Annotated in this window: 13 protein-coding genes and 3 pseudogenes; 4 read left to right on the top strand and 12 right to left on the bottom strand. The window is 63.5% G+C overall.

Features of this window, described 5'->3' with window-relative positions; genetic code table 11:
* The first annotated feature begins 15 nt into the window (after positions 1 to 15).
* The 4 genes and pseudogenes from G5575_RS01685 to G5575_RS01670 all read left to right on the top strand — a co-directional run bounded on the left by G5575_RS01685 (position 16) and on the right by G5575_RS01670 (position 5,259).
* Positions 16 to 903: a F0F1 ATP synthase subunit gamma gene (locus tag G5575_RS01685; protein ID WP_164532821.1), complete on the top strand. Its 888-nt coding sequence runs from the start codon at positions 16 to 18 to the stop codon at positions 901 to 903.
* Between the two features lie 21 nt (positions 904 to 924).
* Positions 925 to 2,363: pseudogene (gene atpD, locus G5575_RS01680) on the top strand (F0F1 ATP synthase subunit beta).
* A gap of 83 nt (positions 2,364 to 2,446) precedes the next feature.
* On the top strand, positions 2,447 to 2,872 hold the full coding sequence (locus tag G5575_RS01675) for a F0F1 ATP synthase subunit epsilon (RefSeq protein ID WP_164532819.1): 426 nt from the start codon (positions 2,447 to 2,449) through the stop codon (positions 2,870 to 2,872).
* A 173-nt stretch (positions 2,873 to 3,045) separates the two neighbouring features.
* Complete coding sequence (locus G5575_RS01670; protein WP_164532818.1) at positions 3,046 to 5,259, top strand: methyl-accepting chemotaxis protein; 2,214 nt, start codon at positions 3,046 to 3,048, stop codon at positions 5,257 to 5,259.
* 143 nt (positions 5,260 to 5,402) lie between these two features.
* Here the strand turns inward: G5575_RS01670 and G5575_RS01665 are convergent, their stop codons facing one another.
* The 12 genes and pseudogenes from G5575_RS01665 to obgE all read right to left on the bottom strand — a co-directional run bounded on the left by G5575_RS01665 (position 5,403) and on the right by obgE (position 16,318).
* Entirely contained in the window at positions 5,403 to 6,089 is a 687-nt protein-coding gene (locus G5575_RS01665) for an aspartate/glutamate racemase family protein (RefSeq protein WP_164532817.1), read from the bottom strand.
* A gap of 11 nt (positions 6,090 to 6,100) precedes the next feature.
* Complete coding sequence (locus G5575_RS01660; protein ID WP_164532816.1) at positions 6,101 to 6,601, bottom strand: RNA pyrophosphohydrolase; 501 nt, start codon at positions 6,599 to 6,601, stop codon at positions 6,101 to 6,103.
* Between the two features lie 17 nt (positions 6,602 to 6,618).
* Positions 6,619 to 7,665: a divergent polysaccharide deacetylase family protein gene (locus G5575_RS01655; protein ID WP_164532815.1), complete on the bottom strand. Its 1,047-nt coding sequence runs from the start codon at positions 7,663 to 7,665 to the stop codon at positions 6,619 to 6,621.
* A 308-nt stretch (positions 7,666 to 7,973) separates the two neighbouring features.
* A complete protein-coding gene (locus G5575_RS19775; protein ID WP_328765895.1) occupies positions 7,974 to 8,879 on the bottom strand; it encodes a S41 family peptidase in 906 nt (301 codons plus the stop codon).
* Positions 8,852 to 9,409, bottom strand: a complete 558-nt coding sequence (locus G5575_RS19770; RefSeq protein WP_235935501.1) for a S41 family peptidase — start codon at positions 9,407 to 9,409, stop codon at positions 8,852 to 8,854. The genes G5575_RS19775 and G5575_RS19770 overlap by 28 nt, the downstream gene beginning before the upstream one ends.
* A gap of 8 nt (positions 9,410 to 9,417) precedes the next feature.
* Entirely contained in the window at positions 9,418 to 10,893 is a 1,476-nt protein-coding gene (locus tag G5575_RS01645; RefSeq protein WP_164532814.1) for a murein hydrolase activator EnvC family protein, read from the bottom strand.
* 99 nt (positions 10,894 to 10,992) lie between these two features.
* Positions 10,993 to 11,475, bottom strand: a complete 483-nt coding sequence (gene rlmH, locus G5575_RS01640; RefSeq protein WP_164532813.1) for a 23S rRNA (pseudouridine(1915)-N(3))-methyltransferase RlmH — start codon at positions 11,473 to 11,475, stop codon at positions 10,993 to 10,995.
* A 3-nt stretch (positions 11,476 to 11,478) separates the two neighbouring features.
* Positions 11,479 to 11,871 carry a ribosome silencing factor gene (gene rsfS, locus G5575_RS01635; protein WP_164532812.1) on the bottom strand — a complete coding sequence of 131 codons (393 nt, stop codon included), beginning with the start codon at positions 11,869 to 11,871 and terminating at the stop codon, positions 11,479 to 11,481.
* Between the two features lie 188 nt (positions 11,872 to 12,059).
* Positions 12,060 to 12,568 (bottom strand): annotated as a pseudogene (locus G5575_RS01630) (nicotinate-nucleotide adenylyltransferase).
* A gap of 107 nt (positions 12,569 to 12,675) precedes the next feature.
* The gene (locus G5575_RS01625) at positions 12,676 to 13,953 is read right to left on the bottom strand and encodes a glutamate-5-semialdehyde dehydrogenase (protein WP_164532811.1); all 1,278 of its coding nucleotides are present in this window, start codon (positions 13,951 to 13,953) and stop codon (positions 12,676 to 12,678) included.
* Positions 13,950 to 15,079: pseudogene (proB, locus tag G5575_RS01620) on the bottom strand (glutamate 5-kinase). The gene G5575_RS01625 and the pseudogene proB overlap by 4 nt, the downstream one beginning before the upstream one ends.
* Positions 15,080 to 15,274: 195 nt before the next feature.
* Positions 15,275 to 16,318 carry a GTPase ObgE gene (obgE, locus tag G5575_RS01615; RefSeq protein WP_164532810.1) on the bottom strand — a complete coding sequence of 348 codons (1,044 nt, stop codon included), beginning with the start codon at positions 16,316 to 16,318 and terminating at the stop codon, positions 15,275 to 15,277.
* Positions 16,319 to 16,491: the final 173 nt, after the last annotated feature.

Below are 16,491 nucleotides of genomic sequence, written 5' to 3'. Positions count from 1 at the left end.
AGGAGACGACAGGCAATGCCGTCGCTAAAGGACCTAAAGAACCGGATCGACTCGGTCAAATCGACCCAGAAGATCACCAAGGCCATGCAGATGGTGGCGGCGGCAAAGCTCCGTCGCGCCCAAGAAGCGGCTGAAGCTGCGCGCCCCTATGCCGAGCGCATGGGCCGCGTGCTGGCCGCGCTTGGTGCCGTCTATGACGGTCAGGAAAACGCACCGGTGCTGCTCGGCGGCACCGGCAAGGACCAGGTTCACCTGCTGGTGGTTGCCACGGGCGAGCGCGGTCTGGCCGGCGGTTTCAACTCCTCGATCGCGCGTCTTGCCCGCGAGCATGCCGCGCGTCTCCTGAGCCAGGGCAAGACGGTCAAGATCCTGACCGTCGGCCGCAAGGGTCACGATATCCTTCGTCGCCAGTATCCGGAACTGATCGTCGACACCTTCAACTTCCGCGACGTCAAGCAGGTCGGGTTCGCCCAGGCCTCGCAGGTCGCCGAAAAGGTGCTCGCCATGTTCAATGCCGGCGAGTTCGATGTCGCGACGCTGTTCTTTGCCAAGTTCGGCTCGGTGATTTCGCAGGTGCCGACGGCGCAGCAGATCATCCCGGCCAAGCTCGAAAAGCCGGCGGGCGAAGGCGTGGTGGAAGCCAGCGCCGTCCCTTACGAGTACGAGCCAAGCGAAGAAGCCATCGTCGAAGACCTGCTGCCGCGCAATATCAGCGTGCAGGTGCTTCGGGCGCTGCTTGAAAACTCCGCCTCGTTCTACGGTGCGCAGATGTCCGCCATGGACAACGCGACCCGCAACGCGGGCGAAATGATCGGCAAGCTGCAGCTGAGCTATAACCGCCAGCGCCAGGCGCAGATCACCAAAGAACTTATCGAAATCATCTCGGGCGCCGAAGCGCTCTAACCGCATAGCGAGGACGAACAAATGGCAGACTCAAAGGCCGGTCGCGTATCGCAGGTCATCGGCGCCGTCGTCGACGTCACGTTCGACGATCACCTGCCCGCCATTCTCAATGCCCTTGAGACCTACAACAACGGCCAGCGCCTGGTGCTGGAAGTGGCACAGCACCTCGGCGAAAACGCCGTGCGCACCATTGCCATGGACACGACCGAAGGCCTGGTTCGCGGCGCCGAAGTAACCGATACCGGTTCGGCCATCACCGTGCCGGTCGGCGAAGCAACGCTGGGCCGCATCATGAACGTCATCGGCGAGCCGATCGACGAAGCCGGTCCGATCTCGGGCGAAGCGCGCCGCGAAATCCACCAGGAAGCGCCCGAGTTCGCCGAGCAGTCTCCGGAATCGCAGGTTCTGGTCACCGGCATCAAGGTCGTGGACCTCATCGCTCCCTACGCACGCGGCGGCAAGATCGGCCTCATGGGCGGCGCCGGCGTGGGCAAGACCGTTCTGATCCAGGAACTGATCAACAACGTCGCCAAGGCGCACGGTGGTTATTCGGTGTTCGCCGGCGTGGGTGAACGCACCCGCGAAGGCAACGACCTTTATCACGAAATGATCGAATCGGGCGTGAACAAGGACCCGCATGAGAACGGTGGCACTGCTGCCGGTTCGAAGTGCGCCCTCGTGTTCGGCCAGATGAACGAGCCCCCTGGCGCCCGTGCCCGCGTGGCGCTGACCGGTCTTACCGTCGCCGAGAACTTCCGCGACCAGGGCCAGGACGTGCTGTTCTTCGTGGACAACATCTTCCGCTTCACCCAGGCCGGCGCCGAAATGTCGGCACTTCTGGGCCGCATCCCCTCCGCCGTGGGTTACCAGCCGACGCTGGCGACCGACATGGGCGCGATGCAGGAACGCATCACCACCACCAACAAGGGCTCGATCACTTCGGTTCAGGCCGTGTACGTGCCCGCCGACGACTTGACCGACCCTGCGCCGGCCACCTCGTTCGCCCACTTCGACGCCGTGACGGTTCTCAATCGCGCGATCTCGGAAAAGGGCATCTATCCGGCCGTTGACCCGCTGGCCTCCAACTCGCGCATCCTCGACCCGCTGACCGTGGGCCAGGATCACTACGAAGTGGCCCGTCGCGTCCAGGAAGTGCTGCAGAAGTACAAGGCTCTACAGGACATTATCGCCATCCTCGGCATGGACGAACTTTCCGAAGAGGACAAGCTCACCGTGGCGCGCGCTCGCAAGGTCGAACGCTTCATGAGCCAGCCCTTCGACGTGGCCGAAGTGTTCACCGGTTCGCCGGGCGTGTTCGTGCAGCTTGCCGACACGATCAAGGGCTTCAAGGGCCTCGTGAACGGCGAATACGATCACCTGCCGGAAGCGGCCTTCTACATGGTTGGCACGATCGAAGATGCCGTTGCCAGGCCCAGAAGCTGGCCGCACAGGCTGCCTAATCGAGTCGGGCCGCCTGTCGGCCCACCTTCTCGACATGAAGCCCGGATGAGAGTTCGGGCTTTAATGCCAAAGGACCAAAAGAATGGCTGAAGGCCTCAAGATCGAGATCGTTTCGCCCGAGCGTCTGGTGCTGTCCGAAACCGCGGTTTCGGTTACCGTGCCTGGCACCGAAGGCTATTTCACCGTCATGAATGACCACGCGCCGTTCATGACGACGCTGCGTCCCGGCTTCATCACCGTGACCAAGGATGCCGGCGCGTCCAGCATCTACTTCGTGCGCGGCGGCTTTGCCGATGTCTCGCCCGAGGGCCTGACCATCCTGGCCGAACAGTCGGTGCCGTTCAGCGAATTCGACCATGCGGACCTGCAGACGCAGATCCAGAGCGCCCAGGAAGAACTGACCCGCGCCGAGTCGCCGGAAGACAAGTCTTACGCGCAGGAAGTTGTCTCGGGTCTTTTGAACCTGGCGGTGGAAGCGCAGCAGATCAACGGCGCGCACGTCCACTAAGCGCTAAATCTGCCGATGAAATATGCAGGCCGTCTCCTTCGGGAGGCGGCCTTTTTGCTTTCCGAATGGGCAAACTGCTTAGTCTCTAAGCAAGTTATTGCAGCGTAACGATTTTCTTGATCCTGCAAGCTCCGCTTAACCAATAACGTGCAATCTTGTGACCAGGGAAGAGGGTGTCCGGCCGGGGGTCGGGGAAAAGGGGACCACTCAATGGCTGCACTGCTTGCCAATATGCGCCTGACTTTTGCCATTTCGGCGATGACGATCGGCGCTATCTGCGTTTCCATTCTTGCCGTTTTGGCGAGCCTTTTTGTGACCTTGCAGAATTCGGCCCAGGGGAGGCGCAGCAGGCGCTGCTCGACGGCACGCGCATTGCGGCGCAGATTTTCCAGGTCAACCTGCCGAGCCTTGAAGTGGGGTCGGACGAAGCGGGCAATGTGGTGAGCCTCTCCGCCCGCAGCATGCCGCGGTTTCGCAGCCATGACGTGATTGATGCCGTGGGTCGGGTCTCGGGCACGCAGGCTTCGGTCTTCGTCTTCGATGCCGAGACGAGCCCCGACTTCGTTGTCGGCAGCACGACCTTTGTCGACGAGGCGGGCGAGCGTTTGCTCGAAACGCCGATCACCGCGGACAGTGCGCTGTTCGCGACGCTGGCCGCGAACCAGCATGCCGATGTGGAAGAAACGATCGTCGGCAAGACCTATCTCCTGCGCTACCAGCCGATTGCCACCGCCGATGGCACGGTGATCGGCGCTTTGATGGTCGGTGTCGACCGCGCGCGCTTCGATGCCGTACTTTATCAGTCTATGATCGCCCTGGGCGCCAGTGGCCTGGTGGTTCTGTTGGTGATGTCGGTTGCCGCGCTGATCCTCGCGCGCCGCATGATGCGACCGATCCCGCAACTGGCCGATGTCATGAGCGTCATCGCCGAAGGCGAGCTTGATGCCGAAGTGCCGCACAAGGCGGCCGGCAACGAGATCGGCGCCATGGCGCGGGCGGTCGAGATTTTTCGCGTCAACTCGCTGGAAAAGGCGGCGCTCGACGCGCAGGCGCGCCAGCATTTGGCGGAAGCGGCGGATCATACCGGACAGCTACAGGCGATCTCGCGGTCGCAAATGGTTGTCGAGTTCAACCTCGACGGGACGGTCATCACCGCCAACGACAATTTTCTCTCGATGCTCGGCTATCGGCTCGAGGAAATCATCGGGCGCCCGAATGCGCTTTTCCTGCCTGATGCCGATCCAAGCAGCCAGGTCTATCTTCAGTTCTGGCAGGAACTCGAGGACGGTGCGTTCAAGAGCGGCGAATATCGGCGCCGGACCAGTGCGGGCCAGGAAGTGTGGATCCAGAGCACTTTTACGCCGATCTTCGACACCGACGGCATGCCCTACAAGGTCGTGCAGTTTGCCATCGACGTCACGGCGCGTAAGCAGTCGGTCGCAGCGATCGGTGCCGGTCTGAAGCGCCTCGCGGATGGCGATCTTTCGAGCACGATCATCCAGCCCTTCCCGCCGGAATTCGAAGACCTGCGCTTGGCACTGAACGGCACGGTGGAGCGCTTTGCCGACGTGGTCGGCCAGCTGCGCCTCACGACAAAGTCGCTGCGGACGGCGAGCGGCGAGCTCCTGAGCGGCGCTAATGACCTCTCCGAACGGACGACCCGCCAGGCGGCGACGATCGAAGAAACGTCGGCGGCCATGGAAGAGCTTGCAACCACCGTCGCCAGCAATGCGGGCATGGCCGAGGACGCCGCCAAAAAGGCCGAGACGGTGTCGCGGACGGCCGAAGAGTCCGGCAGCGTCATGGGCAAGGCCACCGACGCGATGGAGCGGATTACCCAGTCGTCGGCCAAGATTTCCAACATCATCGGCATGATCGACGACATCGCCTTCCAGACAAATCTACTGGCGCTCAATGCCTCGGTGGAAGCGGCGCGGGCAGGGGATGCCGGCAAGGGCTTTGCCGTGGTGGCCGTCGAAGTGCGGCGCCTGGCGCAATCGGCGGCCCAAGCCTCGTCGGAAGTGAAAGCTCTGGTGGAAAGGAGCAACGGCGAGGTCAAGGAAGGCGCCGGGCTCGTCTCGGCGGCGGAAGACCGGCTGCGGGCCATGCTCGATGCGGTGCAGGAAAACAGTGCCCTGGTCCGCGCCATCGCCCGTGCCAGCCGCGAGCAGGCGGCCTCGATCGAGGAAGTGAACACTGCCGTGCGCACGCTCGACCAGATGACGCAGCACAATGCGTCGCTGGTGGAAGAAACCAATGCGGTGATCGAGCAGACCGAGGGCCAGACGCATGCGCTCGACAGAATTGTCGATATTTTCAGGCTTGAGGCGGAGCCTGAGGTGAAGTCCTTCCGGAGCCCTCGTGGTGAGGTGCGGAGCGCAGCGTAGACTTCGACCAGGAGGGCGGGCACACGAGCGCTGTGCCACGCCCTCGCCCTTCGAGGCTTCGCTTTGCTGCGCGCCTCAGGGTGAGGGCTACTGGGAGAGTTGCGCTTCGCACCTCAAGGTGAGGGCTACTGGAGCATTGTGGTCTAGCTTAAGGCGGCGGCGACCAGGGCTTTGGCGTGGAGGTCGGTGGTGTCGTAGGTTGGTAGCGGGCTGACGCTGTCGTCGATCAGCATGCCGATCTCGGTGCAGCCCAGGATCACGGCCTGGGCGCCGCGTGCCTGCAAACGCTCGATGGCCGTCACATAGACCTGGCGGGACTCGTCGCGGACAATGCCCTTGCAGAGTTCTTCGTAGATGATGCCGTGGAGGTTGGTGCGGTCAACTTCGGGCACCAGCGGCGTCAGACCGCGCGCCGCAAGCCTGTCCTTATAGAAGGGCATTTCCATGGTGAAGCTTGTGCCCAGGAGCCCGATCGTGTTGAAGCCATCGGCAAGAAGCGCCTCGGCGGTCGGGTCGGCGATATGCACGAGCGGCACGTCGAGGCCCTGGGTGATGGCATCGGCGATCACATGCATGGTGTTGGTGGCGATGCCCAGCACCTCGGCGCCGGCCGAGACGAGGCCTCGTGCCACGGCGTTGAGTTCGCGCCCGGCGCGATCCCAGTCACCTGCTGCCTGCATCTCGGCTACTGGGGCGAAATCCACCGAATGCATGATGACGGGGCAGGAGTGGAGCCCACCAAGAAGGCGAGCGGCTTCCTCATTGAGGATGCGATAATAGTGAGCCGAGCTTTCCCAGCTCATGCCGCCGATCAGGCCGATGGTTTTCATATCAATTTAGTTCAAGCAAAACGTTGCGGAATGTCGCCGAAGGCTTCGACGACCTTTTCGTAGGCCGGTCGCTTGAACGGTACGATAAGGGCTGGCGTGCGGGAAAGCTTTTCCCAGCGCCAGCCGTCGAACTCCGCCTTGTGCTTGCCGCCGCCGGGCGTCAGTACGTCGATTTCGCTGTCATCGCCGTGAAAGGCGAAGGCAAACCAGCGCTGGCGCTGGCCGCGATACTTGCCCTTGAAGGCCACCCCGAGTGCTTCATCAGGCAGGTCGTAGTAGATCCACTCCGGCGCCTCGGCGAGGAGACTGACCGAAGTCACGCTGGTTTCCTCATAGAGCTCGCGCATGGCGCAGCGGAGCGGGTCCTCGCCTTCGTCAATGCCGCCCTGTGGCATTTGCCAGGCATGCTCGTCAGTGATGCCTTTGCGATGGCCGACGAAAACCTCGCCATGGCCGTTGAAGATGGCAAGGCCGACGCAATCGCGATAGGGGAGGCTTTCCCGATCAACCATGGTTTGGACCTACTTCATCAAGGCGCTGGCGGGCACCAGCGCGATGCCTTTGCGTCCAGTTCACGCGCCCATTCGGAAACAGTCGACACCGAAATGGGCAGGGCGCTCACAATACCAATGGCGCTGCCGGTTTCCAGCGCCTGGGCTTCAAGGCTGGCCAGCGCCTCGAGAATGGATGCGCGGGCGGGATTGGCATCGATCATTTGCCCGGCGCGGCCATAGGGCACCTTGTTGGCGCCGGCGAGCTGCGCCGCAACCGAGCGATTGGAGGAGCCGTCATCGAGATAGCCAAGGCCCCGAGCGCCAAATTCTTCCATGACCGGCGCCATGTCGGCGGCTGAGGCGGTGAAGCGCGCGCCCATATTGTTGACGACGCCAAAGTAGCCGCCGAATCGCGCCATCAGCCAGAACAGCTTGTCGAGGTTGGCGCGCGGCGTTTCGCCGGTGAGGACGGTATGCGGGCCCGGATCGTTCTGCGGATAATCGAAGGGCTCCATCGGCACTTCGAGCATCACTTCGTGGCCCGAAGTGCGGGCGGCGGAGACGGTGTTTTCGAGCGATCGGCCATAGGGGGCAAAGGCGAGGGTCACGTCGTCCGGCAGCTGTTCGATGGCGTCGAGCGATCCTTGCTCGTTGATGCCCAGGCCTGTGACCACGACGGCGACCATGGGCTTGCCGGCGGCGAGCGCCGCGTCGGCGGGGCGGCGGTAGGCCACGAAGGGGCTGAGTCCGGTTCCCGAGATGCGGGGGATGGCGCCGTTGGCGGTTTCTTCGCTGAGGTCCGGCAGCGCACCATAGCGGTCCGGCACCTGGCCGGTGGCGGTCGCCGTTTCGCCGGGCGGGGCAATGCTAGTGAAACTGCTGCCGGCGGGAAATTGCTGGGGATCGGCAGTAATGGTCGCGGGGCCGCTGGCGACCTGGTTGGCGACGGTGTTGCCATCGCGCGTCGTGGTGATCGCGACTTCCTGGCTCGGGCGGCCGCCATTGGGTTCATCGACGAGCGCAACGCGCAAGACGACGGCGCCGACGGCCAGGACGATGACTGCGAACAGGAGGCGCGCCAAGGGAAAGTGGAAACGGCCAGTCTTTTGCTGGTTGCGGCGCTTTCGTCCGGTCAGGGGGTCGAAAGATCATTGGCCATTATTTTGATCCATGGCACGGGCGCTCCGGTATTGCACCTCCCTCCCCTTGAGGGGGACGGCAGCGAAGCTTGGCCGCCAGGCCGTAGCGTAGCTGGGTGGGGAGGGGCCCCTCACTACACTCCCGCGGCTCCACCCCACCCTCGTTCCCTCCCCCTCAAGGGGAGGGAGGCGCAAGGCCGAGGCTCTGGATGCAGTCAAGCTACGCATGCAGATCGCGGTCCCTGTGGTGCCTATTCCTGCGGTGGCGGGTAGGCCGCGTTGGTTTCCTCGCCGTTGATCAGGCGCACCGCGTATTGAAGCTGGGTGTCCTCGGCGGTGTCGACCGGCACATAGACGGAGGAACCGACGGTGGATTCTTCCTGGCCTTCGATGACGATGTGGCCTTCGAGCCCAGCCTCGCCGATGATTTCGTCGCGGCCCTGGAATTCCTCGGGCACGACCTGGAGCACTTCAATATCGGGCGTGATGCCCAGCGCCTGGATCGAGCGGTTGTTGGGCGTGTAGTAGCGCGCCGTGGTCAAGCGCATGGCGCCATCGGGGCCAAGCGAGATGATCGACTGTACTGAGCCCTTGCCGAAGGAACGGGTGCCGACAAGCGTGGCGCGCTTGTGGTCCTGAAGCGCACCGGCGACGATTTCCGAAGCGGAAGCGGAGCCGCCATTGATCAGCACGACGAGCGGCACGTCCTTGAGGCGGGCGTCGAGCGGGTCGGGGCCGGCATCATAACGGTCGCTGTCATTGTCAGTGCGGCCACGGGTCAGGACCACGGCACCGCGATCGAGGAAGGCATCGGAAACCAAAACGGACTGATCGACGAGGCCGCCCGGATTGTTGCGGAGGTCGAGGATGATGCCCTTGGGCGCAACGCCCTCGCGTTCCTCATAGATGTCTTCGACGGCGCGCTCGATGCCGACAAAGGCCTGCTCGGAGAAGCGGGCGAGGCGCAGCACGGCGACGTCGCCTTCCATGGACCAGCGCACGGCGCGCATGGAAATAACGGCACGGGTGAGTTCGAAATCGATCGGCTCGCTGACGCCTTCGCGCAGCACGGTGATCTTGACCTTGGTGCCGACTTCGCCGCGCATCAGTCCAACAGCTTCGTCCTGGGTCATGCCCTGAACGGTCTTCCCGTCGATCTGGTAGATGAGGTCATTGGACAGGATACCGGCTTTGGCCGCTGGGGTGTCGTCGATGGGGAAACGACCTTGATGAGGTCGTCTTCCATCTGGATTTCGACGCCGAGACCGCCGAACTGGCCGGACGTATCCTCGCGCATTTCTTCGTAATCGACCGGCGGCAGGTAGCCCGAATGAGGGTCGAGCGAGGTCAGCATGCCCTGGATGGCGGCGCGGATCAGCTCTTCTTCATCCGGCGGATCGACATATTCAGCACGGATGCGATCAAAGATTTCGCCGAAGAGATTAAGGTCGGAATAGATCTCGAGCGGGTCGCGCGCCTCAACGATGGCCTTTTCGGCTTCGGTGGGCTCGGGCTCTTCGCCGCTGGGATTGGGGGTTTCGTCGACGGGCACCTCTTCGCCGGGTGCGACTTCGGTGGGTGCCGGGGCCGGCGTTTCGACCGGTGTCTGATCTTGGGCAATCAATACGGTGGCCGGCACCAGCAATGCCGCGCAAACGGCGGCAGCGCGAAGGGTGGGTAAGCGCATGGGGTGTTTTATCCCGTCTGTCCGTTATTGGCCCACCACCCGGCTGGGTCGAAGGGCTCGTTGTTTTGTCTTAGCTCAATATAAAGGGTCGGTTGCTCGTTACCAGCACTGGTGGTGACCGTCCGTCCAATTGTGCGTGATCCCATGGTGCCGATCGGCATGCCCATTTGCACGAATTGTCCGATATCGACCGAGATGGTTTCAAGCCCCGCGAGAAGCGCCGTGTAGGTGCCGCCGGTATTGAGAATGACGATCTGGCCGTAATTGAGGTAAGGGCCCTTGTAGAGCACAAAACCATCGGCGGGAGCCAGCACCTGGGCTTCGGCGCGGGTGACGATGGACTGGCCCTGCGAGATGCCGCCCTGGCCGTCATTGTCGCCGAATTCGACGACGGTGACGCCGTTCGAGGGTTGGGTGAGGTAGCCGCGCGCCAGCTGGAACGGGACGGCAGGCTGGGTTCGCGACGTGTCGGCGAAGGCCAGCTGGATGGCTTCGGGAGATAGCGTCGGTGCGTCCGGATCGGCAGCAGGTGTTGGGGTGCCGGTGGCACTAGCGGCGGCGCGCTCGGAGAGGGCGCCGATGAGTTCGCGCAGGGTGCTGGCGCGTTCGGCGAGATCGACGGCGGCGGCTTCTTCTTCGCTCAATTGCGCGCTGATCTGAGTAATACCCTGGCGGCGCGCGGCGATCAGCGTTGCGATGCGCAGCTGCTCTTCTTCCAGAACGTCGTGATTGGCCTTGAGCGTTGCTTCTTCGGCAAGGGCCGCGGTCTTGATGTCGGTGAGAGCCTTGAGGTCGGCTGCGACAGTATCGGCCTTGGTGCGCAGCTGGGGCAGGATGGCGGCGATCAGCATGGCGCCGCGCGCCGAGCCCAATGCGTCGTCGGGATCGACGACAAGCGCCGGGGGCGGATTGAGGGAGATGCGCTGCAGGGCGGCAAGGACATTGGCAATCTCGGCATCGGCGCCATCGAGCCGGCCGCGCACTTCCAATTCCCGGACGATCAGGTCCGAGAGGCGTTCCTCGACGTCGGCAACCTCGATTTCGGCAAGCTTGACGCGCTGTCCGGCGGCGATCAGGGCGGCGTTCTGCTGGGCAGTGTCGCCTTCCATCGCCGCGATCTCGGCCTTGAGCGCATCGATGCGTTCGCGGCTGATGGTGAGCGAGGCTTCGACTTCTTCAAGGTCCGCGGCATTGCTGCTGGCTGCGGGAGGGGGAGCGGTTTCCGTAGGGGACGCTGTGGGTTCGGCCGCGGGGGACTCCGCAGGGGCGGGCGCGAGTAGCGGGGTTTCGGTGGTGGGTGTGTCGGTGGTGGGATCAGCCGGCGCCGGCACCAATGTCGGATCGGCCGGGATGCTGGGACGAAGATCGGCGTCGACCGCGTTTGTGGGCGTTTCGGTCTGCGCCAAAAGCGGCAGCACGGCGGTGCCCGCAAGCAGGCCGCTGACCAGCAACAGCGTGACGATGCGGGCCGGCCGCAAGTGCATGGCAACTCCCAATGGGGGCTCTCAGCCCCGAATCACTTGCCGCACCTTAGCAAGCAGCCGGCAAAGCGCTGGTTAACAATGCTTAACCATCCGGTGAGCTCAATCACCGCGATGATAGGGATGGCCCGACAGGATGGTGATGGCGCGATAAAGCTGTTCCGCCAGCATGATGCGCACCAGCTGATGAGGCCAGACCATGGGGGAAAAGCTCAGGGTTAGGTCGGCGGATTTAACGAATTCGGGGTCGATGCCGTCGGCACCGCCGATGACGAAGCCGACCGCCTGCCGTCCGTCGTCGCGCCAGCGGCCGAGCTGGGTGGCGAAGGCCTCCGAGCTTAGCGACTTGCCGCGTTCGTCCAGCATCACCAGCATGCCCTCGGGCAGGGTGGCGCGGATGGACTTTGCTTCTTCTGCCTTTCGGGAAGCGGCGGAGCCGGCGCGGCTTTCAGCGAGTTCGTGAACGTCGAAGCCGGTCAAGGCCAGCGGCTTGCCCGAAGCCTGCGCCCGCTCAAGATAACGGGCCACAAGCTCGCGCTCTGGCCCGTTCTTCATCCGCCCGACGGCGGCAATGCTTATCCGCACAGCTTAGTGCTGGTCGGCCGCGAAATCGGCCTGCCACATCTTTTCGATCGAGTAGAACTCGCGTACTTCGGGGCGGAAGATGTGGAGGATGACGTCGCCCGCATCGACCAGGACCCAATCGGCATTGGGCATGCCTTCGACGCGCGGCTTGCCGTAGCCGTTGTCGCGCAGGGCGGTGATCACCTGATCGGCGACGGCGCCGACATGGCGCTGCGAGCGGCCGGAGGTGACGACCATGTGGTCGGCCAGCGAGGACTTGCCGGTAATATCGACCGCAACGGTTTCCTCGGCCTTGGCATCATCGAGCGTCTCGAGGATCACGTCGATCAGGGGCTTCTGCACCGCATTGGCTGCGGCGGGCGGGGTGTTGACGGTATTGGTGGGCAGCGCGGCCATCAGTAAAGGACCTCCGCCCCTGCGCGTGCACGGGTCATGCGAACGATAAACATCCTTGGTTGTTGATCGGAATAAAAGCGGCGTCGAATAAACGGCAAGCCGTCAGTTCCTGTTCCGGTGACTTCAATCACTGCGGGCAAATATACGATCAGGCGGCCATTTTCGCAAGGTCAAGCCTTAACACGCGGTTACTTTTGGCTTTTCGCTGCCCTGATACCCGAAGACGAGAGGCTCGACTGCCGTCCCTGAAGGTAGATCCAGGCTGGGGTTTTCGCGCCCGCGAGGAGAGCTGCGTCGCTTTCGTCGAGCTGCGCGAAGTCGAGCGTCGTTGCCGCGCGGGAGGCGAGAGCCCGGCGCGACGAGCCGGGCCGGACATAGACCGCCAGGGGTACCGTGGCGGCAAGATCGCGCCAGCGTTCCCAACGGTGAAGATCGGCGAGACTATCGGCGCCCATGATCCAGACGAAGTGCCGGCCAGGCAGCGATTGCGTCAGAAACCGCACCGTTTCCCAGGTATAGGTAAAGCCCTTGGCGGCTTCAAAGCCGGTGACGCGGATGCGAGGGTGGGCGAGGAATTGCCGGGCAGCTGTGACCCGATCGGCCAGGGGCGCGAGCTTTTCGTTGTTCTTGAGCGGATTGCCGGGGTGACGAGCACCCAAAGCTGATCCAGCCGCAGCCGGCGCAGGGTTTCCTCCATGACGAGTCGATGCCCGTCATGGATCGGATTGAAGCTGCCGCCGAAAAGGCCGATGCGCATGCCCGGCGTCGAAGGCGGAATTTCGGTGATGCCGGGGATAGGCTGGCTCAAGGGCGCAGCTGTCCGTTGCCGCGCACGCGGTATTTGAAGCTCGTCAACTGCTCGACGCCGACCGGCCCGCGCGCATGCATCTTGCCGGTGGCGATGCCGATTTCGCCGCCAAATCCGAATTCGCCGCCGTCGGCGAATTGGGTCGAGGCGTTGTGGACGAGGATGGCGCTATCGATCTCGTTGAAGAACTTTTCGACGGCCGCCGCGTCTTCGGCAATGATCGCCTCGGTGTGGTGGCTCGAATAGTGCTCGATATGGGCGATGGCCGCTTGGAGGTTCTCGACCACCTTTACCGAAATGATGGCGTCTTCGTATTCGGTGCGCCAGTCCTGTTCCGTCGCCGGCTTGGCTTCGGCGATCAGCGCCTGCACCTGCCTATCGCCGCGGATTTCGCAGCCCTTGGCGATGAGCGCGTCGACGATGGGCTTGAGGTGCGTGGCGACGACGTCCTGATGCACCAGAAGCGTTTCTGCTGCGCCGCAGATACCGGTGCGCCGCATCTTGGCGTTGAGGGTGACGCTTACCGCCTTTTCGAGATCGGCCGAGCGGTCGATATAGACATGCACCAGGCCTTCAAGATGGGCAAAGACGGGCACGCGGGCTTCGCTCTGCACACGCGCCACCAGCGACTTGCCGCCGCGGGGAACGATGACGTCGATCGTGCCACCAAGACCCTTGAGCATTTCACCTACCGCCTCGCGATCAGTGGTGGGGACAAGCTGGACGCATTCGACCGGCAGGCCAGCGAGATGGAGGCCATCGAGCAGGCAATCGACGATGGCAGTGGAGGAATGGAACGAGTCCGAGCCGCCGCGCAGGATCACAGCATTGCCTGACTTGATGCAAAGCGCGCCGGCATCGGCGGTGACGTTGGGGCGCGATTCAAAGATGACGCCGATGACGCCCAGGGGCGTGCGCACGCGCTCGATGTGAAGGCCGTTGGGCCGGTCCCATTCGCTGATCACCGTGCCGACGGGGTCGGGCAGGTCGGCAATGGTGCGAACGGCTTCGATGATGCCGTCGATGCGCTTGTCGTTGAGCTCGAGCCGATCGAGGAAGGCGCCGGAAATACCCTTGGTGCGGGCCGCTTCCATGTCGAGCGCGTTGGCTTGGAGGATCTTCTTGCGATGGGCGTTAAGCGCGCCAGCGGCAGTCAAAAGCGCGGTGCGCTTCTGTTTCGGCGTGGCGATGGCCAGGGCACGCGCGCCAAGGCGGGCCTTTTGGCCGATCTCGCTCATCAGCGCGCCGATATCGGTAACTTCCACTGCGCTCATTGTGCATTCTCCTTGGCGCCCACAAGCACCAGATTGTCGCGATGGATCATTTCGCTACGGTTGCCGGCGCCCAAAAGCTCGGCCATGACATCGCTCCTTTTGCCCATGACAAGCTGCGCGTCCTCGCTGTCAAGGCTTGCAAGGCCGCGGGCAATTTCTTGTCCGTCGGGATCGACGATGGAAATTGTATCGCCGCGTTCGAATTCGCCGGTAATGCGAGTTATCCCGATCGGCAGCAGCGAGCGCCCGATGCCGAGGGCACGCGCGGCGCCGGCATCGACCTGGAGGGTCCCGGCCACGGCCAGCGTCCCCATGATCCAGCGTTTGCGCGATTGGGCGCGGGTGGTGGCCGCGCGGAACAGGGTGTGCAAGCCGCCTTCGGTCAGGCGTTTTAGAGGGTGCGCTTCGGTGCCTTTGGCAATGATCATGGCCGTGCCGGCAAGCGTTGCGATCTTGCCGGCCTCGACCTTGGTGGTCATGCCGCCGCGCGAAAGATGGCTGGCCGCGCCACCGGCCATGGCTTCGATGGCAGGGGTGATGCGATCGACCACCGGCAGGTGTTCGGCAGCGGGATCCTTGGCGGGGGCGCGGTATAGAGCCCATCGATATCGGACAGGAGCACCAGAAGGTCCGCCTCGATCATGGTCGCGACGCGGGCCGACAGGCGGTCGTTGTCGCCGTAACGGATTTCGGCCGTCGCCACCGAGTCGTTCTCGTTGATGATCGGAATGGCGCCCAGGCCCAGAAGGGTCTGGATGGTGGTGCGGGCATTGAGGAAATAGCGCCGCTCTTCAGTGATGTTGGGCGTGATCAGGATCTGGCCGGTGATGATGCCGTGCCGACCCAGCGCTTCGGCCCAGGCTTGCGAGAGGGCGATCTGCCCGGCGCTGGCGGCGGCCTGCGATTGTTCAAGCGTCAGGGCGATGGCGGATAGTCCCAAAAGCCCGCGGCCGAGCGCTATGGCGCCAGAGGAGACGATCACCACTTCGCGGCCTTCGGCCTTCAAATGCGCGATGTCTTCGGCGAGGCCTGCCAGCCAATCGGCGCGCAGCTTGCCGGACTTGTCGACCAGGAGGGCCGAGCCGATTTTTATGGTGATGCGGCGGTAGGGGGCGAGGGGGTTCATGCTTGCTGGTCCACGAAAGGCAGGGCTATGCACACCCTCCCCCTTGAGGGGAGGGTAGCGCAGCTTGGTCCTTCGGACCTAGCGAAGCTGGGGAGGGGGTGTCGTGACATCCGCAGGCGCAGAGTTTGCCTTTCCCGCGACACCCCTCCCCAACCCCTCCCCTCAAGGGGGAGGGGCTAAGTCCAGTCCAGCCGGTCAAGGCGTCCATTTTTCTTCCGTTTTTTTGCGCACCAGTTCGGCAGCGGCCGCTTTTTCGGCGTCCAGGATATTGAGCACGTCGTAAAGCACCTGCTCGACGCCCTGGCCGGTGGCGCCGGAGACGAGGCGGACTTCGGCCTTGGATGCCTTCTTCAGCGCCTTGACCTTGGCCTTGATGTCGTCTTCGCTCAGCGCATCGGCCTTGTTGAGCACGACGATTTCGGACTTGTCGGCCAGAACGTCGGCATAGGCGGCAAGTTCGTAGCGCACAGCCTTATAGACGTGGGCGACGTCTTCATTGGTGCCGTCGATGAGGTGGATCAGCACCTGGCAACGCTCGATGTGGCCGAGGAAACGGTCGCCGATGCCGATGCCTTCCGAGGCGCCTTCGATGAGGCCCGGAATGTCGGCGAGAACGAATTCGCGCTCGCCGATGCGCACGACGCCCAGATTGGGATGGAGCGTGGTGAAAGGGTAATCGGCGATCTTGGGCTTAGCCGCGGAAACTGCGGCCAAAAAGGTCGACTTGCCGGCATTGGGCTGGCCGACGAGACCGGCATCGGCGATGAGCTTGAGTCGCAGCCAGATGCCTTTTTCGGTGCCTTCCTGTCCGGGATTGGCGCGGCGGGGCGCCTGATTGGAGGAGGTCTTGAAGTAGGCATTGCCGAAGCCGCCATTGCCGCCCTTGAGCAGCACGACGCGCTGGCCGACTTCGGTGAAATCGGCGATCAGGGTTTCCTGGTCTTCCTCGAAGATCTGCGTGCCCTTGGGGACGCGCAGGATAACATCCTCGCCATGGGCGCCGGTGCGGTTCTTGCCCATGCCATGGGTGCCGGTGGGGGCGCGGAAGTGCTGCTGGTAGCGGAAGTCGATCAGCGTGTTGAGGCCTTCGGCGCATTCGGCAATGATGTCGCCACCCTTGCCGCCATTGCCGCCATCCGGGCCGCCGAATTCGACGAATTTTTCGCGCAGGAAACTGACGGCGCCGGCGCCGCCATCTCCCGATTTGATATAGACCTTGGCCTGGTCGAGGAACTTCATGAGACTGACTTTGCTGTTGTCGCGCTCGCCGCCCCGGATCGGGCCGCAAGCTGGCGGAAACGCTCGCGCGTGACTTGAGTGTCGATATGCTCCACCTCGACGCCGCGCGCAAGGCAATGGAGGCGCGAGCGGCCGATCTCCCTAAAGCCGAGCTTGCGCTGGATAGCGAGCGA

This window comes from Devosia aurantiaca, from assembly GCF_011058215.1.
Lineage (GTDB): Bacteria > Pseudomonadota > Alphaproteobacteria > Rhizobiales > Devosiaceae > Devosia > Devosia aurantiaca.
The sequence above is the reverse complement of the archived record's forward strand: the minus strand, read 5'-3'. Positions and strand labels throughout refer to the sequence as shown.